The 20,824-nt window shown below is 70.2% G+C and carries 14 protein-coding genes; 6 read left to right on the forward strand and 8 right to left on the reverse strand.

Annotated elements, in window-relative coordinates; all coding sequences use genetic code 11:
- Position 1: 1 nt before the first annotated feature.
- Positions 2–1,126, reverse strand: coding sequence for a YeiH family protein (locus OG385_RS34700; protein ID WP_266861888.1), 1,125 nt, complete (start codon positions 1,124–1,126; stop codon positions 2–4).
- Positions 1,127–1,219: 93 nt separating this feature from the next.
- Here OG385_RS34700 and OG385_RS34705 point away from each other — a divergent pair, with 93 nt between their 5' ends.
- Positions 1,220–2,170: a LysR substrate-binding domain-containing protein gene (locus OG385_RS34705; RefSeq protein ID WP_266861889.1), complete on the forward strand. Its 951-nt coding sequence runs from the start codon at positions 1,220–1,222 to the stop codon at positions 2,168–2,170.
- A 95-nt stretch (positions 2,171–2,265) separates the two neighbouring features.
- Here OG385_RS34705 and OG385_RS34710 read toward each other — a convergent pair whose 3' ends face one another.
- The 4 genes from OG385_RS34710 to xsc all read right to left on the reverse strand — a co-directional run bounded on the left by OG385_RS34710 (position 2,266) and on the right by xsc (position 6,875).
- Positions 2,266–2,844, reverse strand: a complete 579-nt coding sequence (locus OG385_RS34710; RefSeq protein ID WP_266861890.1) for a GNAT family N-acetyltransferase — start codon at positions 2,842–2,844, stop codon at positions 2,266–2,268.
- Positions 2,845–2,919: 75 nt separating this feature from the next.
- Positions 2,920–3,588 carry a phosphonatase-like hydrolase gene (locus OG385_RS34715; protein WP_266862180.1) on the reverse strand — a complete coding sequence of 223 codons (669 nt, stop codon included), beginning with the start codon at positions 3,586–3,588 and terminating at the stop codon, positions 2,920–2,922.
- Positions 3,589–3,665: 77 nt separating this feature from the next.
- A complete protein-coding gene (locus OG385_RS34720; protein WP_266861892.1) occupies positions 3,666–4,766 on the reverse strand; it encodes a phosphotransacetylase in 1,101 nt (366 codons plus the stop codon).
- A gap of 300 nt (positions 4,767–5,066) precedes the next feature.
- Positions 5,067–6,875, reverse strand: a complete 1,809-nt coding sequence (gene xsc / locus OG385_RS34725) for a sulfoacetaldehyde acetyltransferase (RefSeq protein ID WP_266861894.1) — start codon at positions 6,873–6,875, stop codon at positions 5,067–5,069.
- Between the two features lie 167 nt (positions 6,876–7,042).
- On the opposite strand from xsc, the gene OG385_RS34730 reads away from it, so the two are divergent.
- Genes OG385_RS34730 through OG385_RS34740 form a run of 3 tightly spaced genes read left to right on the forward strand, consistent with a single transcriptional unit; the run spans position 7,043 to position 10,655 of the window.
- Positions 7,043–7,861 carry an IclR family transcriptional regulator gene (locus tag OG385_RS34730; protein WP_266861896.1) on the forward strand — a complete coding sequence of 273 codons (819 nt, stop codon included), beginning with the start codon at positions 7,043–7,045 and terminating at the stop codon, positions 7,859–7,861.
- A 15-nt stretch (positions 7,862–7,876) separates the two neighbouring features.
- Positions 7,877–8,935 (forward strand): AAA family ATPase, encoded by a 1,059-nt coding sequence (locus OG385_RS34735; protein WP_266861898.1) that lies wholly within the window; start codon positions 7,877–7,879, stop codon positions 8,933–8,935.
- A gap of 1 nt (position 8,936) precedes the next feature.
- Positions 8,937–10,655, forward strand: a complete 1,719-nt coding sequence (locus OG385_RS34740) for a cobalt chelatase (protein ID WP_266861900.1) — start codon at positions 8,937–8,939, stop codon at positions 10,653–10,655.
- A 128-nt stretch (positions 10,656–10,783) separates the two neighbouring features.
- On the opposite strand, the gene OG385_RS34745 is transcribed toward OG385_RS34740, so the two are convergent.
- Together OG385_RS34745 and OG385_RS34750 are read right to left on the reverse strand one after the other, a co-directional pair.
- Positions 10,784–11,491, reverse strand: a complete 708-nt coding sequence (locus OG385_RS34745) for a two-component system response regulator (RefSeq protein ID WP_266861902.1) — start codon at positions 11,489–11,491, stop codon at positions 10,784–10,786.
- Positions 11,488–15,765: a HAMP domain-containing protein gene (locus OG385_RS34750; protein WP_266861904.1), complete on the reverse strand. Its 4,278-nt coding sequence runs from the start codon at positions 15,763–15,765 to the stop codon at positions 11,488–11,490. Before OG385_RS34750 ends, OG385_RS34745 begins: the two co-directional genes overlap by 4 nt.
- Positions 15,766–15,856: 91 nt before the next feature.
- On the opposite strand from OG385_RS34750, the gene OG385_RS34755 reads away from it, so the two are divergent.
- The gene (locus OG385_RS34755; RefSeq protein ID WP_266862182.1) at positions 15,857–17,719 is read left to right on the forward strand and encodes a SpoIIE family protein phosphatase; all 1,863 of its coding nucleotides are present in this window, start codon (positions 15,857–15,859) and stop codon (positions 17,717–17,719) included.
- Between the two features lie 25 nt (positions 17,720–17,744).
- On the opposite strand, the gene OG385_RS34760 is transcribed toward OG385_RS34755, so the two are convergent.
- On the reverse strand, positions 17,745–19,208 hold the full coding sequence (locus tag OG385_RS34760) for a PLP-dependent aminotransferase family protein (RefSeq protein WP_266861906.1): 1,464 nt from the start codon (positions 19,206–19,208) through the stop codon (positions 17,745–17,747).
- Between the two features lie 391 nt (positions 19,209–19,599).
- On the opposite strand from OG385_RS34760, the gene ald reads away from it, so the two are divergent.
- A complete protein-coding gene (ald, locus tag OG385_RS34765; RefSeq protein WP_266861907.1) occupies positions 19,600–20,715 on the forward strand; it encodes an alanine dehydrogenase in 1,116 nt (371 codons plus the stop codon).
- Positions 20,716–20,824: the final 109 nt, after the last annotated feature.

Raw genomic sequence — 20,824 nt, forward strand, 5'->3', positions numbered from 1 at the left:
CTCAGGTGGTGAGCAGGACACCCGCGTAGCTCACCCCCGCGACAACCACCCAGGAGGCAAGCCCGAGGGCGGCCGTCTTGGCTCCGGAGCGGGCGAGCGACGGCAGATGGACGGCGCTGCCGAGGCCGAAGAGCGCCATGGCCAGCAGCAGCTGCTGCGCGGTGTCGGCGGCGTCGAGCACCCCGGCGGGCAGCACGCCGGTGCTGCGCAGGGCGGTCATCGCCAGGAAGCCGATCACGAACAGCGGCACGATGGCCGGGCGGCGGGTGCCCAGCGCCTCCTTGCCGCCGGCCTCCTCGTGGGCGCGGCGCCGCCGGTGGGCCATCGCGACCCCGGCGACCAGCGGTGCGAGCATCGCCACCCGGATCAGCTTGACCATCACGGCCTCGCCGAGCGCGGTCGGGCCGGCGGTCTGCGCGGTGGCCACGACCTGGCCGACGTCATGGACACCGGCGCCGACCCAGCGGCCGAACTGCAGATCGTTCAGGCCGAGGGGGTGGTGCAGCAGCGGAAGGACCGCGATGGCGAGGGTCCCGCACAGGGTGACCAGGGCGACCGAGGTCGCCACGTCGGCCGCCAGCTGCTCGTCGTCCTCGTCCTTGCCGAGCGCACCGCTGACGGCGCTGATGGCGGAGGCGCCACAGATCGAGTAGCCGGTGGCGATCAACAGCGGCTGGTCGCCGGGCAGTCCCATCTTCCGGCCGAGCCACCAGGTCCCGAAGAAGGTCGCGAGGACCACGCAGAGCACCATGGTCACCGTCGCCCAGCCGAGGCCCAGGACATCGCCGATGCTGAGCTTGAGTCCGAGCAGCACGATGCCGCCGCGCATCAGCCGCTTGCCGGCCGTCGTGAGCCCCGCCCTGCCCCGGCCCCGTACGAAGGAATGCACCCCGGGGACGTGCGCCGCCACGACGCCGAGCACGACGGACGCCGTCAGCATCGGCACGGCGGGCACCAGCGCGTGCACGCCCTCGGCGAGGCCGAGTCCGACGACGGCGAGCGCGAGGCCGGGTGCGTTGCGGCGCACCGGCCCCGGTGCGGACGCGCCGCCCGGGGACGGCTTCGACGGCTGTCCGCCCGGTCCGCCGGGGGACGACGAGTGGGTGCTTTCCGTACTCAGTGTCATGATCACCAGCCTGTGGGCGATCGGCACAGCCCGGTAGACGCGAATCCGGGACCAGGTCATAGGGTTCCCCTATGAAGGTTTTCCTATGAGGCCATGCCGTACGAGGAGGCACCGGTGAGCGAGCGCGGGGAGACCCAGGACAGCGGGCAGCGGCCGCTGCCCGATCTGCAGTCGCTGCAGCTGCTGGTCACCGTGGCGGAGACCGGCAGCCTGGGCAGGGCCGCGGCCCGGATGCTCATCAGCCAGCCGTCGGCCAGTGCGCGGATGCGCACGCTGGAACGCCACCTCGGGCTCCAGCTCCTGGACCGCTCCACCGCGGGGTCCCGGCTCACCCCGGCCGGGGCGGTGGTGACCGACTGGGCGCGTGCGGTGCTCGAACAGGCCGCGGCGCTGGTCGAGGGGGCCGCGGCACTGCGGTCCCGGCAGGACAGCCGGCTGCATGTCGCCGCCAGCCTGACCATCGCGGAGGAGCTGATGCCGGGCTGGCTCGTCACCCTGCGGGACAGTGCGCCGGACGCCCATGTCGGGCTGACGGTGACCAACAGCTGGGGTGTGGTCGAGGCACTGCGCCGCGGGGGCTGCGACCTGGGATTCGTCGAGGGCCCCCGGATCCCCGACGATCTGCACCGCTCAGCGGTGGGACGCGACCGGCTGGCCGTCGTGGTGGCGCCCGGCCATCCCTGGACACACCGGCGCAGCGCCCTGAGCGGGCGCGAGCTGGCCGACACCCCGCTGCTGCTGCGGGAGGCGGGCTCCGGCACCCGGGAGACCCTGGAGCGGGCGCTGCGCCCGTACGACGGAATCGCCGTCCCGGTCCTGGAGCTCGGTTCCACCGCCCCGCTGCGCAGCGCGGCAGCCCGCGGTCTGGCACCCGCGGTGCTCTCCGCTCTGGCCGTACGCGAGGACGTGGCGTCGGGCCGTCTGGTCGAGGTCGAGGTCGACCCCTCCGTACGGCTGCACCGTGTCCTGCACGCGGTCTGGCCCAAGGGCCGCGAACTGCCGGAGCCGGCGCTCCACCTGCTCCGGGTGGCCAAGCACCGGTAGGGCGTGTCCGCCGGGTCGCGCCGTCCGCCCGGACATCGAAAGCCGGGCGGACGGCGCGGCCTCGGGTCCGGCGAGGGCTTTGCGGGTGGCGGCCGTCAGCGCTCCTGGCGGAGATCCAGCATGCAGAGCACCTTGTCGTAGCGGCGCTGCCCGAAGGCGACGAAGTCGGGCAGACGGCCGTACTCGGCGAAGCCCAGCGAGCGGTAGAGCCGCAGGGCATTGGCGTTGTCACCGCGGGCGTCCAAGGTGAGCACTTCGATGCCGGCCGCCCGGGCGTCCTCGACCAGCGCGGCAGTCAGCGCCCGGCCGACGCCACGTCCATGGACACCGCGGTCCACCGCGAGCTTCTCCAGGTCGGCGTGCGGCCTGTGGGTCGGTCTGGCGTACCGCAGCCAGTACCCCAGTCCGACGAGGCGGCGGTCCAGATAGGCGACGCGCAGGGCCCCGTCCCCCTCCCGGACCGCGTGCAGCACGTGGTCGAGCAGCTCCGCGACCTCGTCGGGCGAGGGCGGTTCGACCCATCCCAGCGCGGCGCCCCGGCCGACCAGGTCCGCCAGAACCCGGTGGGCCGATGCCGCGAGCCCGGCGCCCAGCTCCGGATCGCGAGTCAGCTCCGAAGCGTCGAGTACGGCGAGCTCGCCGGCGGTCTCACCGTTGATCGGTTGCGCATTCATGGCGGGCAGCCCAGGTCCTGTCCGGTCCCCGGCCCTGGGCCGGTCCCGCCCCGGATACGCGCGGTGGCGCGCGGTTCAGCAGCCACGCAGGACGTCCGGGAGACGGCGGACGGAGTCGATGACGTAGTGCGCTCCGGCGGCGCGCAGCTGGGGTTCCGTGTGGGCGCCGGTCAGCACGGCGACCACGAGACCCGCACCGGCGCGCAGGCCCGCCTCGATGTCGTACGGGGTGTCGCCGACGACCACGGTGTGGTGGACGGAGGGCGTCTCGGTGCGCAGGAGCGCGGTGAGCACCATGTCGGGGTAGGGGCGGCCGCGGCCCGCGTCGGCGGGTGAGAGCACCGCGTCGGCGAGGTCCAGCCAGCCGAGGGAAGCCAGCAGGCTGTCCCGGGTCCGGGGCGAGAAGCCGGTGTTGAGGACGACGGCGACGCCGGATGCGCGGAGCGCCTCGATCGTCTCGCGTGCACCCGGGATCGGCTTGCAGCGGCCGGCGGCGACGAGTTCGGCGTAGGCGCGCTCGAAGACGTCGTTGGCCCGCTCCGCCGCGTCCCGGTCACCGAAGAGATGGCGGAACACGGAGATCTTGGACTCGCCCATGGTGGCGCGGACGTGCTCCATCATGCGGGTGTGGGCCGGGCCGCCCTCCGGTACGTCCAGGTGGCACAGGGCCTGCACGAAGGCATCCTCCACGGCGCCCGCGTCGGTGACCGTGGTACCGGCCATGTCGAGTACGGCGAGGCAGATTCCGTCGCGCGAGCCGTCGCCGGCCCCGGCGCGGTGATCAGCCGGGGCGGCGTGGCGGGGCGCGGCGGTCGGGGGTGTCAGGGGCACGGTGCTTCCTCCGGTGCTTGAGGGCGGCGGGCGCTGTCCGTCTGCACGGCGGCTGCCAGCGCGAGGGCCGCGATGTCCGATCCGGTGCAGCCGCGCGAGAGGTCGTGCAGGGGTGCGGCAAGACCCTGGAGCAGGGGGCCGACCGCCGCGGCGTCACCGGCCCACTGGGCGATCTTGTAGCCGATGTTGCCGGCGGCGAGGCCGGGGAAGACAAACGTGTTCGCCCGGCCCGCGATGTCCGACTCGGGCGCCTTGGACCGGCCGATCGCCGGGACGGCCGCCGCGTCGTACTGCAGCTCGCCGTCGACGGCGAGACCGGGCTCGGTGGCACGGACCAGGCTCAGCGCCTCGCGCACCCGGTCCACCTGCGGGTGGGACGCACTGCCCTTGGTACTGAAGGACAGCAGCGCCACCCGGGACGGCTCGCCGGTGAGGGCCCGGTAGGTGGCAGCGGTGGCGAGGGCGATGTCGGCGAGTTCTCTGCTGGTCGGGTCGACCACCACGGCGCAGTCGCCGTAGCCGAGGAGGCGGCCGTCGGGCATCACCATGAGGAAGCTGCTGGAGAGGGTACGGATGCCGGGGGCGAGGCCGACGACGTACAGCCCCGCCCGCAGGACGTCGGCGGTGGGGCGGTTGCTGCCGGCCACACAGGCATCGATCTCGCCCAGACGCAGCGCCGTCGCGGTGAGGTAGAGAGGGTCCGCGGCCAGGGCGCGCCGCCCGTCGGGGGCCAGGCCGCGCCGGGCGGCCAGCGCGTCCGCGAGGGTTCCGGCGCAGCGGTCGTCGGCGGCGAGCGCCGCCGGGTCGAGTATGCCGAGCCGGTCGGGGTCGTCGGGCAGTTTCAGACCGAGCTCGGCCGCGCCCGCGTGGATACGCGCCGGATCGCCGACCAGGACCGGGGTGACGGCGTGCTGTTCGGCGAGGTGGACCGCGGCCCAGAGCGCCCGTGGGTCGGTCCCCTCGGCCAGGGCGACGCGGGGCCGCCGGGCGGCGGGACGCAGTCGCTGGGCCCAGGTGTCGAGCAGATGCTGGACGGCGGCTCCGGCCGGTCCTGCGGGAGGCCGCGCCGGGGCGAGCGGGTCGATGAGCATGGGGCTGTTCCCTTGGCGTGGGCGGTGCGGGAGGAGTGGGGAGAGCGACGTGGAAGAGGGGGCCGGGGATGAGGAATCGGGCGGGTGAAGCGGGAGGTGCACCGGACATGCGGTCCAGGGCGCCGGGGCCCGGAGGGCCCAGGGCGCGCCGGGGTCCGGAGGCGCCGTGCGCACGAGGGGCGTGCACGGCGCCTCAGGACCCGTCGGGTGCGGAGGCCCCGGGACCGGGCAGGGCAGCCGGGACCGGGACCCCCGCGGTCATGGAGCCGGGAGGCGCGAGTGCCTCCCGGCTCGGGTCGCTCAGACGTAGTCCTGGTACTTCTCCAGGTAGCGCACCGGCTTGGAGAGCGCGTCGCGGCGGAACGGGTCGCCCAGCTCACGGGTGCACATGATCTCGATGACCGTGGTCCGGCCCTCGTTCATCTGGGCGTCGACGGCCTTCTGCAGGGCCGGGCCGACGTCGGAGAGCTTCTCCACGACGATGCCGTCGGCGCCCATGGCCTCGGCGATGGCGGCGAAGCTCTCGTTCTCCAGCTCCCCCGCGACGAAGCGCCGGTTGTAGAAGTCGACCTGGTTCTTCTTCTCCGCGCCCCACTGACGGTTGTGGAAGACGACGGCGGTGACGGGGATGTCGTGCCGTACCGCGGTCATGATCTCGCCCATGCTCATGCCCCAGGCGCCGTCTCCCGCGTAGGAGATGGCCGGGCGGTCCATGGCGGCGGCCTTGGCCCCGATGATGGTCGGCAGGGCGTAGCCGCAGTTGCCGAAGCTCATCGGCGCGAAGAAGGAGCGGGGCTCCTCGAAGCGCAGATAGCTGTTGGCCACGGAGTTGATGTTGCCGATGTCGGTGGAGACCATGACGCGCGGCGGCATGGCGCGCTCCAGCTCCCGCAGCACCTCGCGCGGGTGCAGCCAGTCGCCCTCCTCTTCCTCCTGCTCGGCGATCATGTCGAGGCTGAACGGGTCCTTCTCGTGGGTCCAGGCGCTGAGCTCTTCCTCCCACGCGTCCTGCTCGGCCTTCATGACGGCGGCGCGCCGCTCGCGGGTGGCGTCGCAGTCCAGGGTCCGTCCGGTGAGCCGTTCGGTGAGGGCGGCCGCCGCGTCCTTGGCGTCGCCGCAGATGCCGACGGTGATCTTCTTGACCAGGCCGAGCATCTTGTGGTCGGCGTCGATCTGGATGATCTTCGCGTTCTTCGGCCAGTAGTCCATGCCGTGCTGCGGCAGGGTGCCGAACGGGCCGAGGCGGGACCCCAGCGCGACCACGACGTCGGCCTGGGCGATCAGCTTCATCGCGGCCTTGGAGCCCTGGTAGCCCAGCGGTCCGCACCACTGCGGGTGGCTCGCCGGGAACGAGTCGTTGTGCAGGTAGCTGTTGACGACCGGGGCGCCGAGCCGTTCGGCGAGCGCCTTGCACTGGTCGACCCCGTCGGCCATGACGACACCGCCGCCGGAGATGATGACCGGGAACTCGGCGGTGGCCAGCAGTTCGGCCGCCTCGTCCAGGCTCTTCTCGCCGCCCGCGCCGCGGTCGAGCCGGTTCGGCCGCGGGATCTCGGTGTTGATGTCACCGTAGAAGTAGTCGCGCGGGATGTTCAGCTGCGTCGGGCCGATCTCCGACATGGCCCGGTCGAAGGCGCGGCCGGTGAACTCGGCCATCCGGTTCGGGTTGTTCACATGGGCCTGGTACTTGGTGAACTCCTGGAACATCGGCAGCTGGTTGGCCTCCTGGAAGCCGCCCAGGCCCATGCCCATGGTGCCGGTCTCCGGGGTCACGATGACGACGGGGCTGTGGGCCCAGTACGCGGCCGCGATGGCGGTGACGCAGTTGCTGATGCCGGGGCCGTTCTGGCCGATGACGACCCCGTGCCGGCCGCTGACCCGGGCGTATCCGTCGGCCATGTGGCCGGCGCCCTGCTCGTGGACGACCGGCACCAGGCGGATACCGGCCGGCGCGAAGATGTCCATGGCGTCCATGAACGCCGAGCCCATGATGCCGAAGATATCGGTGACGTCATTGGCCACCAGCGTCTCGACGAACGCCTCCGACGGGGTCATCCGCTGCGGGCCTGCCGCGACAGTACGGCTGGTGTCCGCGGGGTTCTCGCTCATGGTTCCACTCCTTCAGCACACCGGATCATAAAGAATCGGTACGTGGCGTTCCTGAAATCAGGATCTGAGTGGACCATAGGAGCCCTTCCTCGCTCCGTCAACGGTGAGTTCCGAAATTCGATACCTGATACGCTACTTTCCGGAATCTGGACCGACCTGGAGCTACCGTGGACCTGTCACGCGCATCCGACCCCGCCGCACTCAACGGCGACACGCCGACCATGCGGCTCTTCGCGCTGCTCGAACTGATCGCGTCCAAGGACCAGTTGGTCTCGCTCCAGGGCCTGGTCGAGGAGACCGGCATGCCCAAACCGACGCTGCACCGGATGCTGCAGCAACTGGAGAGTGCGGGACTACTCATCCGCCAGAGCGACGGCAGGCACTACGGCACCGGATCGAGGCTGCGGCGGCTCGCCGAGAACCTGCTGCTCAACGCCACCCACCACGGCGCACGCCACGCGGTGCTGCGCAGTCTGGTGGACGAGCTGGGCGAGAGCTGCAACATCACCACGCTCTCGGGCAACGAGGTCGTCTATCTCGACCGGGTCGAGACCCCCGAGCCGCTGCGCTTCTATCTGACCGCCGGTTCCCGGGTGCCCGCACACTGCTCGGCCAGCGGCAAGATGATCCTCTCCCAGATGCTCCCGGCGCAGCGGCGCAAGCTGCTCGCCCACGCACCGCTCAAGCGGTGCACCCCCAACACCGTGACCGATCTCGACACTCTGGAGGAGGAGTTCCGGCGCGTGCGCCGCGACGGATTCTCGCTGGACGACGAGGAGTTCCTGCCCGGCCTGGTGTGCGTGGCCGTCCTCGTGCCGGCCGCGGGCGGCGCCCGTTCCAACATGTGCGTCGCCGTGCAGGCACCCGCCGTACGGCTCACCGCGGACAAGGCCCTGCAGGTCCTGCCCGCGCTCCAGCGCGCCGCCGCGGCGATCAGCCGTATCGAGGCGGAGGGAACGCCGGAGGACCCCACCGACTCCCCCTGACGAAGGGAATTCCCCATGACGACCTGTACCGCGACCGCGGGCCGCACCGACGGCGCGGCGGAGGCCGGGCCCGCCACCCCGACGCGAGGACCGGACGTCCGGCTGGCCGTGAAGGACGTGTTCGGTATCGAATCGTCCCTCACGGTCCCCGCGTTCGCCGAACCGTCCGAACACGTCCCCGAGACCGACCCCGCCTACCGGTTCAACCCCGATGTGACCCTGGCGCTGCTGGCCGGCTTCACACACAACCGCCGGGTGCTGGTCCAGGGGCTGCACGGCACCGGCAAGTCCACCCATGTCGAGCAGGTGGCGGCCCGGCTCAACTGGCCCTGCGTACGCGTCAATCTGGACGGCCACCTCAGCCGTCTCGACCTCGTCGGCAAGGACACGGTGGTGCTGCGCGAAGGCCGCCAGGTGACCGCCTTCCAGGAAGGGATCATCCCGTGGGCGCTGCGCCGGCCGGTCGCCCTGATCCTCGACGAGTACGACGCGGGGCGCCCGGACGTCATGTTCATCATCCAGCGCCTGCTGGAACGCGAGGGCAGGTTCACCCTGCTGGACCAGAACGAAGTGCTGCGCCCGCACCCGCAGTTCCGGCTGTTCGCCACGGCGAACACGGTGGGTCTGGGCAACCTCAACGGGCTCTACCACGGGGCGCAGCGCCTCAACCACGCCCAGATCGACCGCTGGAACATCGTGGCGGCCCTCAACTACCTGCCCGCCGACGAGGAAGCGGCCATCGTACGGGCCAGGGTCCCGGCCTTCGCCGACGAGGCGGGACGTGAACTGGTGACCGCGATGGTGGCGGTCGCCGCACTGACGCGTGCGGGGTTCCGCGCGGGCGATCTGTCGACGCTGATGTCTCCCCGTACGGTCATCACCTGGGCGGAGAACACCGAGATATTCGGCGACTGCGCCGCCGCCTTCCGGCTGTCCTTCCTCAACCGCTGCGACGAGGACGAACGCCATGTGGTGGCCGAGTACTTCCAGCGCTGTTTCGGCCGGGAGCCGGAGGAGCCGGGACGGGTCTCCGGTCACGGCCCGCTCGCCGGCGATCCGGTCCGGGGCGCCTGACATGGGCGGTACCCAGGCAGCGGTCCGCCACCGGCAGCAGGTCCAGGAGCTGTGCGGGGCGGCGGTCCGCGCCCTGTGCGGTGTCCCGGATCTGCACTTCCGCGGCGGGCAGCCGCACCGCGGGCGGCAGGCACTCCCGGTGTTCGCACCGCATCTGTATCCCTCCGCGCAGGACGACTTCGGCTCCTTCCGGGGTGCGGCGGACGGCCTGGCGCTGCGGCTGGCCCACTCCGACCAGGAGCTGCACCGGCGGCTGTGCCCGGACGACCGGACGGCGCGGCTGGTCTTCGAGATGCTGGAGCAGTTCCGGGCCGAGTCGCTGGCGCCGGCGCACCTGCCCGGCATGGAGCACAACCTCCAGCACCGCCACGAGCAGTGGTCGCTCGCCTTCCACCAGTCGGGGCTGACCGAGACGGCGACCGGTCTTCTCCTCCACACGGTCGCGCAGGTGTGCCGGGCCAGGATCACCGGGCGCCCGGTGGTCGAGGAGACCGAGGGGATCATCGAGGCCACCCGCGGCGCCCTGGCCCCGGTGATCGGCCACGAGCTGGCGGGGCTGCGCCAGGACCGCTTCGACCAGGCCCGGTTCGCCGTGCACGCGCTGGCGATCGCCCGTGCCGTGGCGGGGATGACCGCTTCCGCCGGGGCGGCCGCCCACCGGGGCCGCGCGGAGCGCGCCGACGACGTACGGCCCGCTCCCCCGCGCAACGGATTCACCCTGCTGACGGATTTCGACGACGGCCCGGCGGGCAGCGCCGCCGCGCTCCACGGCACGGACACCGGCGAGGGCGACGGCTACCGCGTCTTCACCATCACCTACGACCGGCAGCGGCGTGCGGGCACTCTGGTGCGCCCCGCTGCGCTGACCGGCTACCGAGAGCAGCTCGACCGGCGGATCGCCTCGCAGGGCATCAACCTGTCAGGTATCACACGGGAGTTGACGGCGCGGCTCGCAACGCCCGTGACCCGGGGCTGGGACGGCGCGCAGGAGGAGGGGTACATCGACGGCCGGATGCTGGCCCGGCTGATCGGATCCCCCACCGAGCGGCGGGTGTTCAGGTCCGAGCGGACCGAACCGGCGACCGACGCGAGGGTGACGTTCCTGATCGACTGCTCCGGCTCCATGAAGGAGTACGGCGAATCGCTCGCCCTGCTGGTCGATGTGTTCGCCAGGGCACTGGACCGGGCCGGGGCCGAGTGCGAGATCCTGGGCTTCACCACCGGAGCCTGGAACGGCGGCCGGGCCAGGCGTGACTGGCTGCGCGCCGGACGGCCTCCGCGCCCCGGCCGGCTCAACGAGCAGTGCCACCTGGTGTTCAAGGACGCCGCAACCCCGTGGCGCACCGCTCGCCGGGATATCGCCGCCCTGCTGAAACCGGATCTCTTCCGCGAGGGAGTGGACGGCGAAGCAGTGGCCTGGGCGGCCCGCCGCACCGAGGGCACGGTGGCGGAGCGCGGGCCGGGCAGCCGGCGGCTGCTGTTCGTACTGTCGGACGGCGGCCCCATGGACACCGCGACCCAGCTCGCCAACGACGACCACTTCCTCGACCGCCACCTCAAGGACGTGGTGGCGCGGTACGAACAGTCCGGGGCGGTCGAGGTCCACGGAGTGGGGCTGGGCCTCGACCTGAGCCCGTACTACCGGAGTTCACGTGTCCTGGACCTCTCGCGGGGCCCGGACAACGGGGTGTTCCGGGAGATCCTCGGCCTCATCGGCTGAGCGGCGCGCAGCGGGGACGCGGCTGCCCGGGTCGATCATGATGTGCAGGCGCACTACCAAAGATCCCCGAGTCCGCGCAGGGGCGCACCGCCACCGAGCGGACTGCGACGTCAGTGAGTGTTGCGATGTCAGCTGGCGTCCCCGGTCGCCAGCAGGCTGCCGACGGCGTGTTCGAGGTCGGCGATACGGTCGGCGAGTCGGCCCGGTTCGGGACTTTCCGCGTCGCGCAGCAGCAGTTCGATCTGGGTGAGTTGTTCGGCGATTTCAGCCAGCTCCTCCCCCCGCGCGAGGGCCGGGCCTGCACCTGTGGTCCGTCGCTGTTGTTTGTCCTGCATCCTGTCCGCTGGCTCCACAGATCCCCCGGGTTGGGCGTGTGCCGTGGAATGGCTCTCGGTAACCAGGAGCCGCCTCAACTGCTCGGCCTGTGCGGAGATCTGACGCTTCTGGCGGTGCAGGTCCAGGAAGACGCTGACCTTGGTGCGGAGCAGCCATGGGTCGAAGGGCTTGATCAGGAAATCGGCGATGCCGACGGAGTATCCCCGGTACGCGTAGTCCGAGTCGGCTTCGGCCCCGGTCAGCAGGATGATGGGCACATCCTTGGTCTGGTCCAGCCGCTTGATGTTGGCGGCGGTCTCGAAGCCGTCCATACCCGGCATCAGGACATCGAGCAGCACGACGGCGAACTCCTGGCGGAGCATCGCCTTCAAGGCCTCCTCCCCCGAGCGTGCGAGGACCAGGGGCTGGCCGAGCGGGCCGAGCACGGCCTGCAGCGCGACCAGGTTTTCCTCCATGTCGTCGACGATCAGGATGCAGCTGTCATCTGCGGTAGCGCTCATGTGTCCTCCCTCGGAGGAGAGGTCTCATTGTCTTCCTCGGCGATATCCGGGCCTTCTGCGGAATCCGGCTGCTTTTCGGAGTCGTCCCGCGGGTCCAGCAGGTCACAGATCACCGACAGCAGCCGGTCGACGTCCACGGGTTTGGGAACGTAGTCGTTGGCGCCGCTGTCGATCGCCTTCTCGCGGTCGCCCGGCATGGCCTTGGCGGTGAGTGCGATGATCGGCAGGTGGGCGAGGCGGTCTGTGCTCCGGATGGCCCGGACCGTCTCATAGCCGTCCATCTCGGGCATCATGATGTCCATCAGGACCAGCGACACGTCCGGGTACCGGTCGAGGACATCGAGGCCCTCGCGGCCGTTCTCGGCGTATTTGACGGTGATGCCCACGCGTCCGAGCACGTGCGTAAGGGCGAAAACGTTCCGGATGTCGTCGTCGACGATGAGGATGCAGCGCCCTGCCAGTACGCGACCGGAGCGTCCGCTCAGCCACCCTTTGAGCCGTGTCGTCTCCGGCCATGTCTCGTCGCGGCCGTCGGCTGTCTGATCCTCCGTGATGGTCAGGCTGCCCGGTGTGTCCAATGGTGCGCCCGGGGGGCGATCAGCGGCGGCGCTGAACGGTCCGGCACGTCCGGACAGCGCGGCCGGGGCTTCGGGTGTGGCAGCCACAGCCGGGAGCCCCGCTCGGCCGGGTGCGGGCGAGACGCCGGGGAAGCGCGAGGGAATGTACAAGGTGAACCGGGAGCCGACGCCGTGCTCGCTCTCGGCGACGATCCGGCCCCCGAGCAGCCCGGCCATCTCCCGGCTGATGGAGAGACCGAGCCCGGTGCCGCCGTACTTGCGGTTGGTGGTGCCGTCGGACTGCTGGAACGCCTCGAAGATCCCCGCGAGCTCCTCGGGCGGGATACCGATGCCGGTGTCCTTGACACAGAACGCGACGACCGCCTCGGCACTCCGTAGTGTTTCTTCCTCGAACTCCGTTCCCGGCACCCGCTCGACACGTAGCTCCACACCACCCGACGGGGTGAACTTCACCGCGTTGGACAGCAGGTTGCGGAGGATCTGCTGGAGCCGCTGTTCGTCCGAGAAGAGTTCCGACGGCACGTCGGGGCCGACCGTGACATCGAAGGTGAGGTCGCGGTCGACGGCGAGGGGACGGAATGTCGCACGCACGTAGTCGAGCAGTGTGATCAGTGGCAGCTTCTTCGGATGCACATCCATCCGCCCCGCCTCGATCTTCGACAGGTCCAGAATGTCGTTGATCAGCTGGAGCAGGTCGGAGCCCGAGCGCTGAATGGTGGCCGCGTACTCCACTTCCTGCTCCGAGAGCCGGTTCTCGGGGTTGTCGGCGAGGAGCCGGGCCATGATGAGGAGGGAATTGAGCGGAGTGCGCAGCTCGTGCGACATGTTCGCCAGGAACTCCGACTTGTACTGCGACGACGTGGCCAGCAGCGCGGCCTTCTCCTCCAGCGCGGCATTGGTGCTCTGCAGCTCGTTCGAGCGCTGGCGCAGCTCGGAGGTGAGTCGCTGGGACTCCGAGAGCAGGGATTCCGTCCGGGAGTTGGCAATGATGGTGTTGATCGATACGCCGATGGTGTTCACGAACTGGTCGATGAAGGCGAGGTGAACCTCGCTGAATCTGCTGAACGAGGCCAGTTCGATCACGCCGAGGACCTGGTCCTCGAAGAGAATCGGCAAGATGACGACGCTGGCCGGCAGCGCCTCGCCGAGACCGGAGCTGATGGTGATGTAGTCCGGGGGCACGCTCTCGACAAGGATGCGCTTCTTCTCCAGAGCGGCTTGGGTGATCAGGCCACGGCTGGGGGTGCCGGACCGAGGGAGCAGGCCGCTTTCATCGGCCTGGCCGCTGCCGTATCCAGCGATGAACTCCAGCCCCTCGCCCGGATTGGCGCCGGCCTCGGCCAGGAAGAACGCCCCGAACTGCGCGTTCACCAGCGGGGTCAGTTCGCGCAGGATCAGGTCGGCGACTTCGACCAGGTCGCCGCGGCCCTGCATGAGGCCGGCGAGCCGGGTGAGGTTGGATTCCAGCCAGTCCTTGGCACGGGTGGTTTCGCGAAGGTTGGTCACCATGAGGTTGACGTTGTTCTTCAGCGCTGCGACCTCGCCCTCGGCCTCGACCGAGATGGAGCGCGACATGTCACCCTGGGTGACGGCGTTGGCCACCTCGGCGATCGCGCGGACCTGCGTGGTCAGGTTCAGAGCGAGCACGTTGACGCTGGTGGTCAGCTGCTTCCAGGTTCCGTACACGCCCTCGACGCGGGCCTGGCCGCCCAGTCTTCCCTCGCTGCCGACCTCACGGGCGACACGCGTCACCTCGGAGGAGAAGGAGGACAGCGTGTCGACCATGGTGTTGACGGTCGTCTTCAACTCCAGGATCTCGCCTCGCGCGTCCACGTCGATCTTCTTCGACAGGTCACCGTTGGCGACGGCGGTGGCGACCTGGGCGATGTTGCGAACCTGGGAGGTCAGGTTGGCGCCCATGAAGTTGACGTTGTCGGTGAGGTCCTTCCAGACACCGGAAACACCCCTGACCTGCGCGCGTCCACCCAGCTGCCCCTCGGTGCCGACCTCACGGGCCACCCGTGTCACCTCGTCCGCGAACGCCGAGAGCTGACCGACCATGGTGTTGACGGTGTCTTTCAGTTCCAGGATCTCGCCTCGCGCGTCCACGTCGATCTTCTTCGACAGGTCGCCGTTGGCGACGGCGGTGGTGACCTGGGCGATGTTACGAACCTGGGCGGTCAGGTTCGATGCCATGAAATTGACACTCTCGGTGAGGTCCTTCCAGACACCGGAAACGCCCCTGACCTGCGCCTGTCCGCCCAGCTGCCCTTCACTGCCGACCTCACGGGCCACCCGTGTCACCTCGTCCGCGAACGCCGAGAGCTGGTCCACCATCGTGTTGATCGTCGTCTTCAGCTCCAGGATCTCGCCCCTTGCCTCCACCGTGATCGTCTTGCCGAGGTCCCCCTCGGCGACGGCGGTGGCGACCTGGGCGATGTTACGAACCTGGGAGGTCAGATTCGATGCCATCAAGTTGACACTCTCGGTGAGGTCCTTCCAGACACCGGAAACACCCCTGACCTGCGCCTGTCCGCCCAGCTGCCCTTCACTGCCGACCTCACGGGCCACCCGTGTCACCTCGTCCGCGAACGCCCGCAACTGGTCCACCATCGTGTTCACCGTGAGCTTCAGCTGCAGGATCTCGCCCCTCACGTCCACCGTGATCTTCTGGCTGAGGTCGCCATTGGCGACGGCGGTGGTGACCTGGGCGATGTTACGAACCTGGGCGGTCAGATTCGATGCCATGAAATTGACACTCTCGGTGAGGTCCTTCCAGACACCGGAGACACCCCTGACCTGCGCGCGTCCGCCCAGCTGCCCTTCACTGCCGACCTCACGGGCCACCCGTGTCACCTCGTCCGCGAACGCCCGCAACTGGTCCACCATCGTGTTCACCGTGAGCTTCAGCTCCAACAGCTCGCCGGTGGCCTCGACTGTCACCTGCTGGGTGAGGTCGCCCTTCGCCACAGCCGTCGTCACGACTGCGATATCACGCACCTGCGCTGTCAGCCGCGACGCCATCGTGTCGACGGCCTCCGTCACGAGCCGCCAGTCACCGGACAGCCCTCGGGCCTTGGCCCGCCCGCCCAGCCGCCCCTCGGTGCCAACCTCCCGGGCGACGCGTGTCACCTCGCCGGTGAACAGGGAGAGCTGGTCCACCATGCGGTTCACGCCGCGCCCCAGGCGCCGCAGATCGCCGCGGAGCTGGCGGCTTCCGTCGTACAGGTCGACGTGCTGCGTCAGGTCCCCGTCGGCAACGGCGTTCAGCACTCGCGTCGCCTTCGTGACCGGTACCACCAGTGCGTCGAGCAGTGTGTTCGCTGCGTCGACGCTCGATGCCCATTCCCCCTGGCCGGGGCTCACCGCGATCCGTTCGTCCAGTCGGCCCTGCTGCACCAGCGCGTGCCGCACCCGCTGCAGCTCTTCGGCCAGATGATCGTTGCGCGCGACGATCCGATTGAACACCCCCGCCATCTCGGCCAGGATGCCCTCGCCCGCGCTCCCTACCCGCACGCTGAAATCCCCGTCACACAAGGTATTCATCGCTGTCAGCAGCGGCCGCAGGTCACCCTCAGGTACCCACTGTCGGTCACTGGCGCCCCCTGGGCGGCCAGCGTACTCGTCGGATTCGGGATTTTCGGGTGATTCCGGGGCGGGCGAAGCGGAATCAGGCCGGACCGGATCGAGTGCCATGGCAGCCCATTTCCAGTGGTCTATTTATGCCGGTATGTCACAGTGTAAACGTCAGCAGATCTTCGTGTCCGGGCATGCCCAGGGGGCGCAGATGGGCCCAGTTCCTTCGCGCACAGATGAGTCCGTGTCGCGGACGAGCCTGCCCTCGAACGCGCTCGCGGCCGGTGGGGCCCGTAGGTTCGTTCGCTCCGTACTCGCCGGACGAACCGCCGCCGCTGCGGTTCCCGAACGGATCGTCGACGACGCCCTGCTGCTCGTCAGCGAGCTGGTCACCAACGCAGTCATGCACGCGGGTACCGATATCGAGATCGTCTGCCGCCTGGAGACCGGGCCGGTCCCTCCTGCTCCGGCAGCTCCCGAGCGTGCGGGGACGGGAGCCGGCTCCCCAGCACCGGGCGAGCGGATGGGCGTGGTGGTCGAGGTGGCTGACCGGCACCCCTCCAGCGTGGTGCGCGCCCCGATGGATGCACAGCGCCAGGGGCGTGGCGTCGGACTTCAGCTGGTGAGTGCACTGGCCGAGTCGTGGGGTGTGACCTACCGGCACACCGAGAAAGCGGTCTGGTTCCGCCTTGAGAACACGAATGAGGAGCCAGAGTTCGCCGGCCTTCTCACGAGTGCCACGCCCGCCGAACCGCGTGTCGTCGAGCCACCCGCACCGCTGGGTGACCGCCGCGGAAGCACTGCCGAGTGGAGCGACCGCGGGGGGCCGTCGTTCCTCGACGAGACCAGCGAACTCCTCGCGGGACAGCTCGACGAGGACCTGGTCGCCGCGCTGGCAGGGCAACTGCTGGTGCCCCGGCTCGCCGACTGGTGCGGCGTGTGGCTGAGCACCGACGCGGGGGGCATGCGGCTCTCTCGCGTCTGGCACGCGGACGAGCGGCGCATCAGAGCGCTGCGGCACGATCTGGAAAAGGACCAGCCACCCGACAGAGTCCGTACGACGGCCGTTCCATGGCCCTGGCCGGAGAGCGCGGACACCAGCGGGTCGGGTGGTGTAGCACTCGCCTTCCCTCTCCTCGCGGGCGGTGCCAGCCTGGGCGTGTTGCTGCTCGGCCGGGAGGGACATCTGCAGATGACCGACGCAGTGGCGCAGATGGTGGAGCACCTGGCACGGCGGGTGGCCCAGGCGGTTGTCACGGCCCGCCGGTATACGCAACAGGCCACCATCAGCCAGGCGCTCCAGCGCGGCCAGCTGCCCCTTTCCCTCGCCAGCATCCCCGGCGTCGAAACGGCGATCGTCTACGAGCCGCACGGCGAGGGCCAGACTGTCGGCGGCGACTTCTACGACCTGTTCCCGATGGGAGACCGCCGCTGGTGCTTCCTCCTGGGGGACGTGCAGGGCAAGGATCCGGAGGCGATGTCCGTCACCGGCCTGGCTCGGCATCTGGTGAGGCTGCTCGCCCGGGAGGGCCACGGCGTCGCGTCGGTGCTCAGCCGGCTGAACACGGCCTTGGCAGAGGAGAGCGAGGAGGCGGTGGCACTCGGCGGCGAGCAGGCGAGGCCGCGCTTTCTGAGCCTGCTGTACGGGGAGCTTGAGATCCGCCCCGATATGGGTGGCGCCAACTGCACGGTAGCCAGTGCCGGACATCCATTGCCGCTGCACTTGTCCGTCGCCGGTTCGGTCGAGCCGGCGACGGACCCCCAGATGCTCCTCGGGATTGTCGAAGGCACCGAGTTCAACGCTACCGACTTCATCCTGGCACCCGGCGAGACGCTGCTGTGCGTGACCGACGGCGTCACCGAACGCCGTAGCGGAAACTGGCAGTTCGACGATGACGACGGTCTGGCCGAGGTACTGCGAGAGTGTGCCGGGCTGGGCGCCGAGGCCGTAGCGGAACGGGTGCGGCAGGCGGCGCACGACTTCGGCAACACGCCGGTCGAGGACGATCTCTCGGTGCTGGTGTTCCATGCGCTTCGGGTGCCGAGCGCAGGCAGGTCACATCAAGATCAATAGGACAGGTTGAAGGTCTGGACAGCCCCTAAGCCCCCGCCAGCATCCGCTCCACCAGGCCGCCCAGAATGCTGATGCCCGGGTCGATCGCGCGTACCTGCGGGGCCGCGAAGCCGATCCGGAAGTGGTTCAGCGGCGGCTGCCCCGAGAGGAAGTAGATGTCGCCGCGCTCGATGAGCACACCGCGCCGCTGAGCCAGCTCCACCAGCCTGCGGCAGTCCAGTTCGCGGGGCCCGGTCATCCACAGGCTCACCCCGCCCGGCGACGGCGTGGTGTGCCAGGGCAGATGGGTGTTGACGGCGGCGGTGACGGCCTCCCACTTGCGCATCAGCTGGCCCCGGTAGCGGCGTACGGCGCGGTGGTACTCACCGGACTGGATGAGCAGCGCGAGGGCGCGCTGGATGTGCCCGGACGGATGCCGTACGGAGTAGCGCCGCAAGTCCCGCAGTTCCCTGATGAGTTCACGGGAAGCCACCACGTACCCCATGCGCAGTCCGGGTGCCAGGAACTTCGAGAACGTGCCCAGATAGACGACCTGGCCGGTGCTGTCCAGACCCTTCAGCGCGGGCGTCGGGCTGCCCTGGTAGCGGAACTCGCTGTCGTAGTCGTCCTCGACGATGACCGTGCCGCTCTCCCGTGCCAGCGAGAGGAGTTCCCTGCGCCGTCCGATGCTCAGTGTGACGTTGGTCGGATGGTGGTGGGACGGCGTCACATGCAGCAGGTCCACCCCGGCCAGACCGGCCGGCGGGACGACCCCGGCGGAGGTGACCGGCAGGGGGAGCAGCCGGGCCCCGGCCCGTACGAAGATGTGCCGGGCGTCCAGATAGCCGGGGTCCTCCACGGCCACGGTCGAGCCGGTGCCCAGCAGGGCCCGGCTCAGCAGGTCGAGCCCCTGCTGGGAACCCACGGTCACCAGGACCTCGTCCGGTGCGGCCTCCACCCCGCGCGCGGGCAGCAGTTGGCGGCAGAGCATCTCGACCAGCAGCGGGTCGTCGGCGGCGATGCTGTCCTGGAGGCTGTACTGGGCGTGCGGCTGGTAGAGGGCCTCGTTGAGCGCTCTGGACCAGTCACGGGCGGGAAAGGCCCGCAGGTCCACCTGCCCGGCGAGGAAGGGATACGGGTAGTCGGCCCAGTCGGTCAGCTTCTCGATGTGCGGCAGCCGGTCCTCGGGGTGGCCGCGCAGTCGCGCCCCCCAGTCGAAGCGTTCGGCCGGCGGGCGCTCCTCCACCGCGCAGTAGGGGCGCATCTCTCGGTTGACGAAGATCCCCTGCCGTTCGCGGCTCTCCACGAACCCCTCGGCGACCAGCTCCTGGTAGGCCGCGTTGACGGTGTTGCGGGACAGGCTCAGTTCCCGGGCCAGCTCCCGCGACGAGGGCAGCCTCCGCTCGGCGTCGATGGTGCCGACGGCGATGCCGTGTTCGAGCGCTTTGCGGATCTGCCGGTAGAGCGGCTCCCCCGACGTCCGGTCGATCTCGATCAATGTACGTGGCATACGCGCCTCCTGCGGATCACGTGGGCCGCGCGCGGCCCACCGGGCCGGGCCCCGGGCGCGGTACTCCGCTGTCCCCATCCGGCAGGCCGCTTCCGGGCCACTCGGGGGTACCAGCTGACCGGGAGCGTAGCCGTACAACGGCCTTTACTCCAGAGGTCGGACCGGGTGAGATGCCGGCATTCCGTTTCCGTGCTGGACCTGTCGGACGGGGCAGAACTGGCGCTTTCCCCCGGACCAGCCGGTCGGCACTCTGGTGGTGCACTCAGCACGGTGTGCCCGGTCGGGGCACCCGTCCGTACTGCGAGTTCAGCCGTTCTCCGGGTCTGTCCGGCACGGCTCAGGCGCTCCGGCACGAGCCGCAGGCGCCCCGCATCACCGAGGGGAGATCATCGTGAAGATCGGGATTCCGCGCGAGGTCAAGAACCACGAGTACCGGGTGGCCATCACTCCCCCCGGCGTCCATGAGCTGGTCCGGGCCGGCCACTCCGTCCAGGTCGAGAAGGACGCCGGCACCGGCTCGTCGATCGCGGATGCCGACTACGTCAGGGCGGGCGCCACGATCGTGCCGACCGCCGACGAGGTCTGGGCGGACTCGGCGCTGGTGCTGAAGGTCAAGGAGCCCGTCGCGGAGGAGTACCACCGCATGCGTGCCGACCAGACCCTGTTCACCTACCTGCATCTGGCGGCCTCCAAGGAGTGCACCGACGCGATGCTGGAATCCGGGATCACCGGGGTGGCGTACGAGACGGTGCAGGCCGTCGACGGCTCGCTGCCGCTGCTCTTCCCGATGTCCGAGGTGGCCGGCCGGCTGGCGCCGCAGGCCGGCGCCCACCACCTGACCCGGGCGGCCGGCGGACGCGGTGTGCTCATGGGAGGCGTATCGGGGACCCGCCCCGCCAAGGTCGTCGTGATCGGCGCCGGAGTGTCGGGGATGAACGCGGTGGCGGTGGCCACCGGTATGTGGGCCGATGTGGTGCTGCTCGACAAGAACATCGACAAGCTCCGGGCCGCCGACCGGATGTACGGGGGCCGGATCACCACCGTCGCCTCCAACGCGTACGAGGTCGAGGCGGCGGTTCTGGACGCCGATCTGGTCATCGGCGCGGTGCTGGTCCCGGGCGCCAGGGCGCCGAGGCTGATCTCCAACGAACTGGTCTCGCGCATGAAGCCGGGGTCGGTCCTCGTCGACATCGCCATCGACCAGGGCGGCTGCTTCGAGGACTCCCGGGCGACCACCCACGCCGACCCGGTCTACCGCGTGCACAACTCGGTCTTCTACTGCGTCGCGAACATGCCGGGCGCGGTGCCGAACACCTCCACCTACGCGCTGACCAACGTCACGCTTCCGTACGTTCTGAACATCGCGAACAACGGGATCGCCGCCGCCGCGCAGTCGGACGCCGCCATCGAGCGCGGCATCAACATCGTGGGCGGCCAGGTCACTTACCGCCCGGTGGCCGAGGCGCACGGGCTCAAGTACGTCGACGCCGCCCAGGCGCTCGTCTGATCCGACCGCCACGGCGCTCGTCCTGGCGGCACCGCGGGCCAGGCTCAACTGCCCCCGTGGCCAAGCACATCCGCAGTCCACCGCACACCACCCGCCCGGCGGCCGCCGG

Source organism: Streptomyces sp. NBC_01306 (genome assembly GCF_026340465.1).
Classification (GTDB): domain Bacteria; phylum Actinomycetota; class Actinomycetes; order Streptomycetales; family Streptomycetaceae; genus Streptomyces.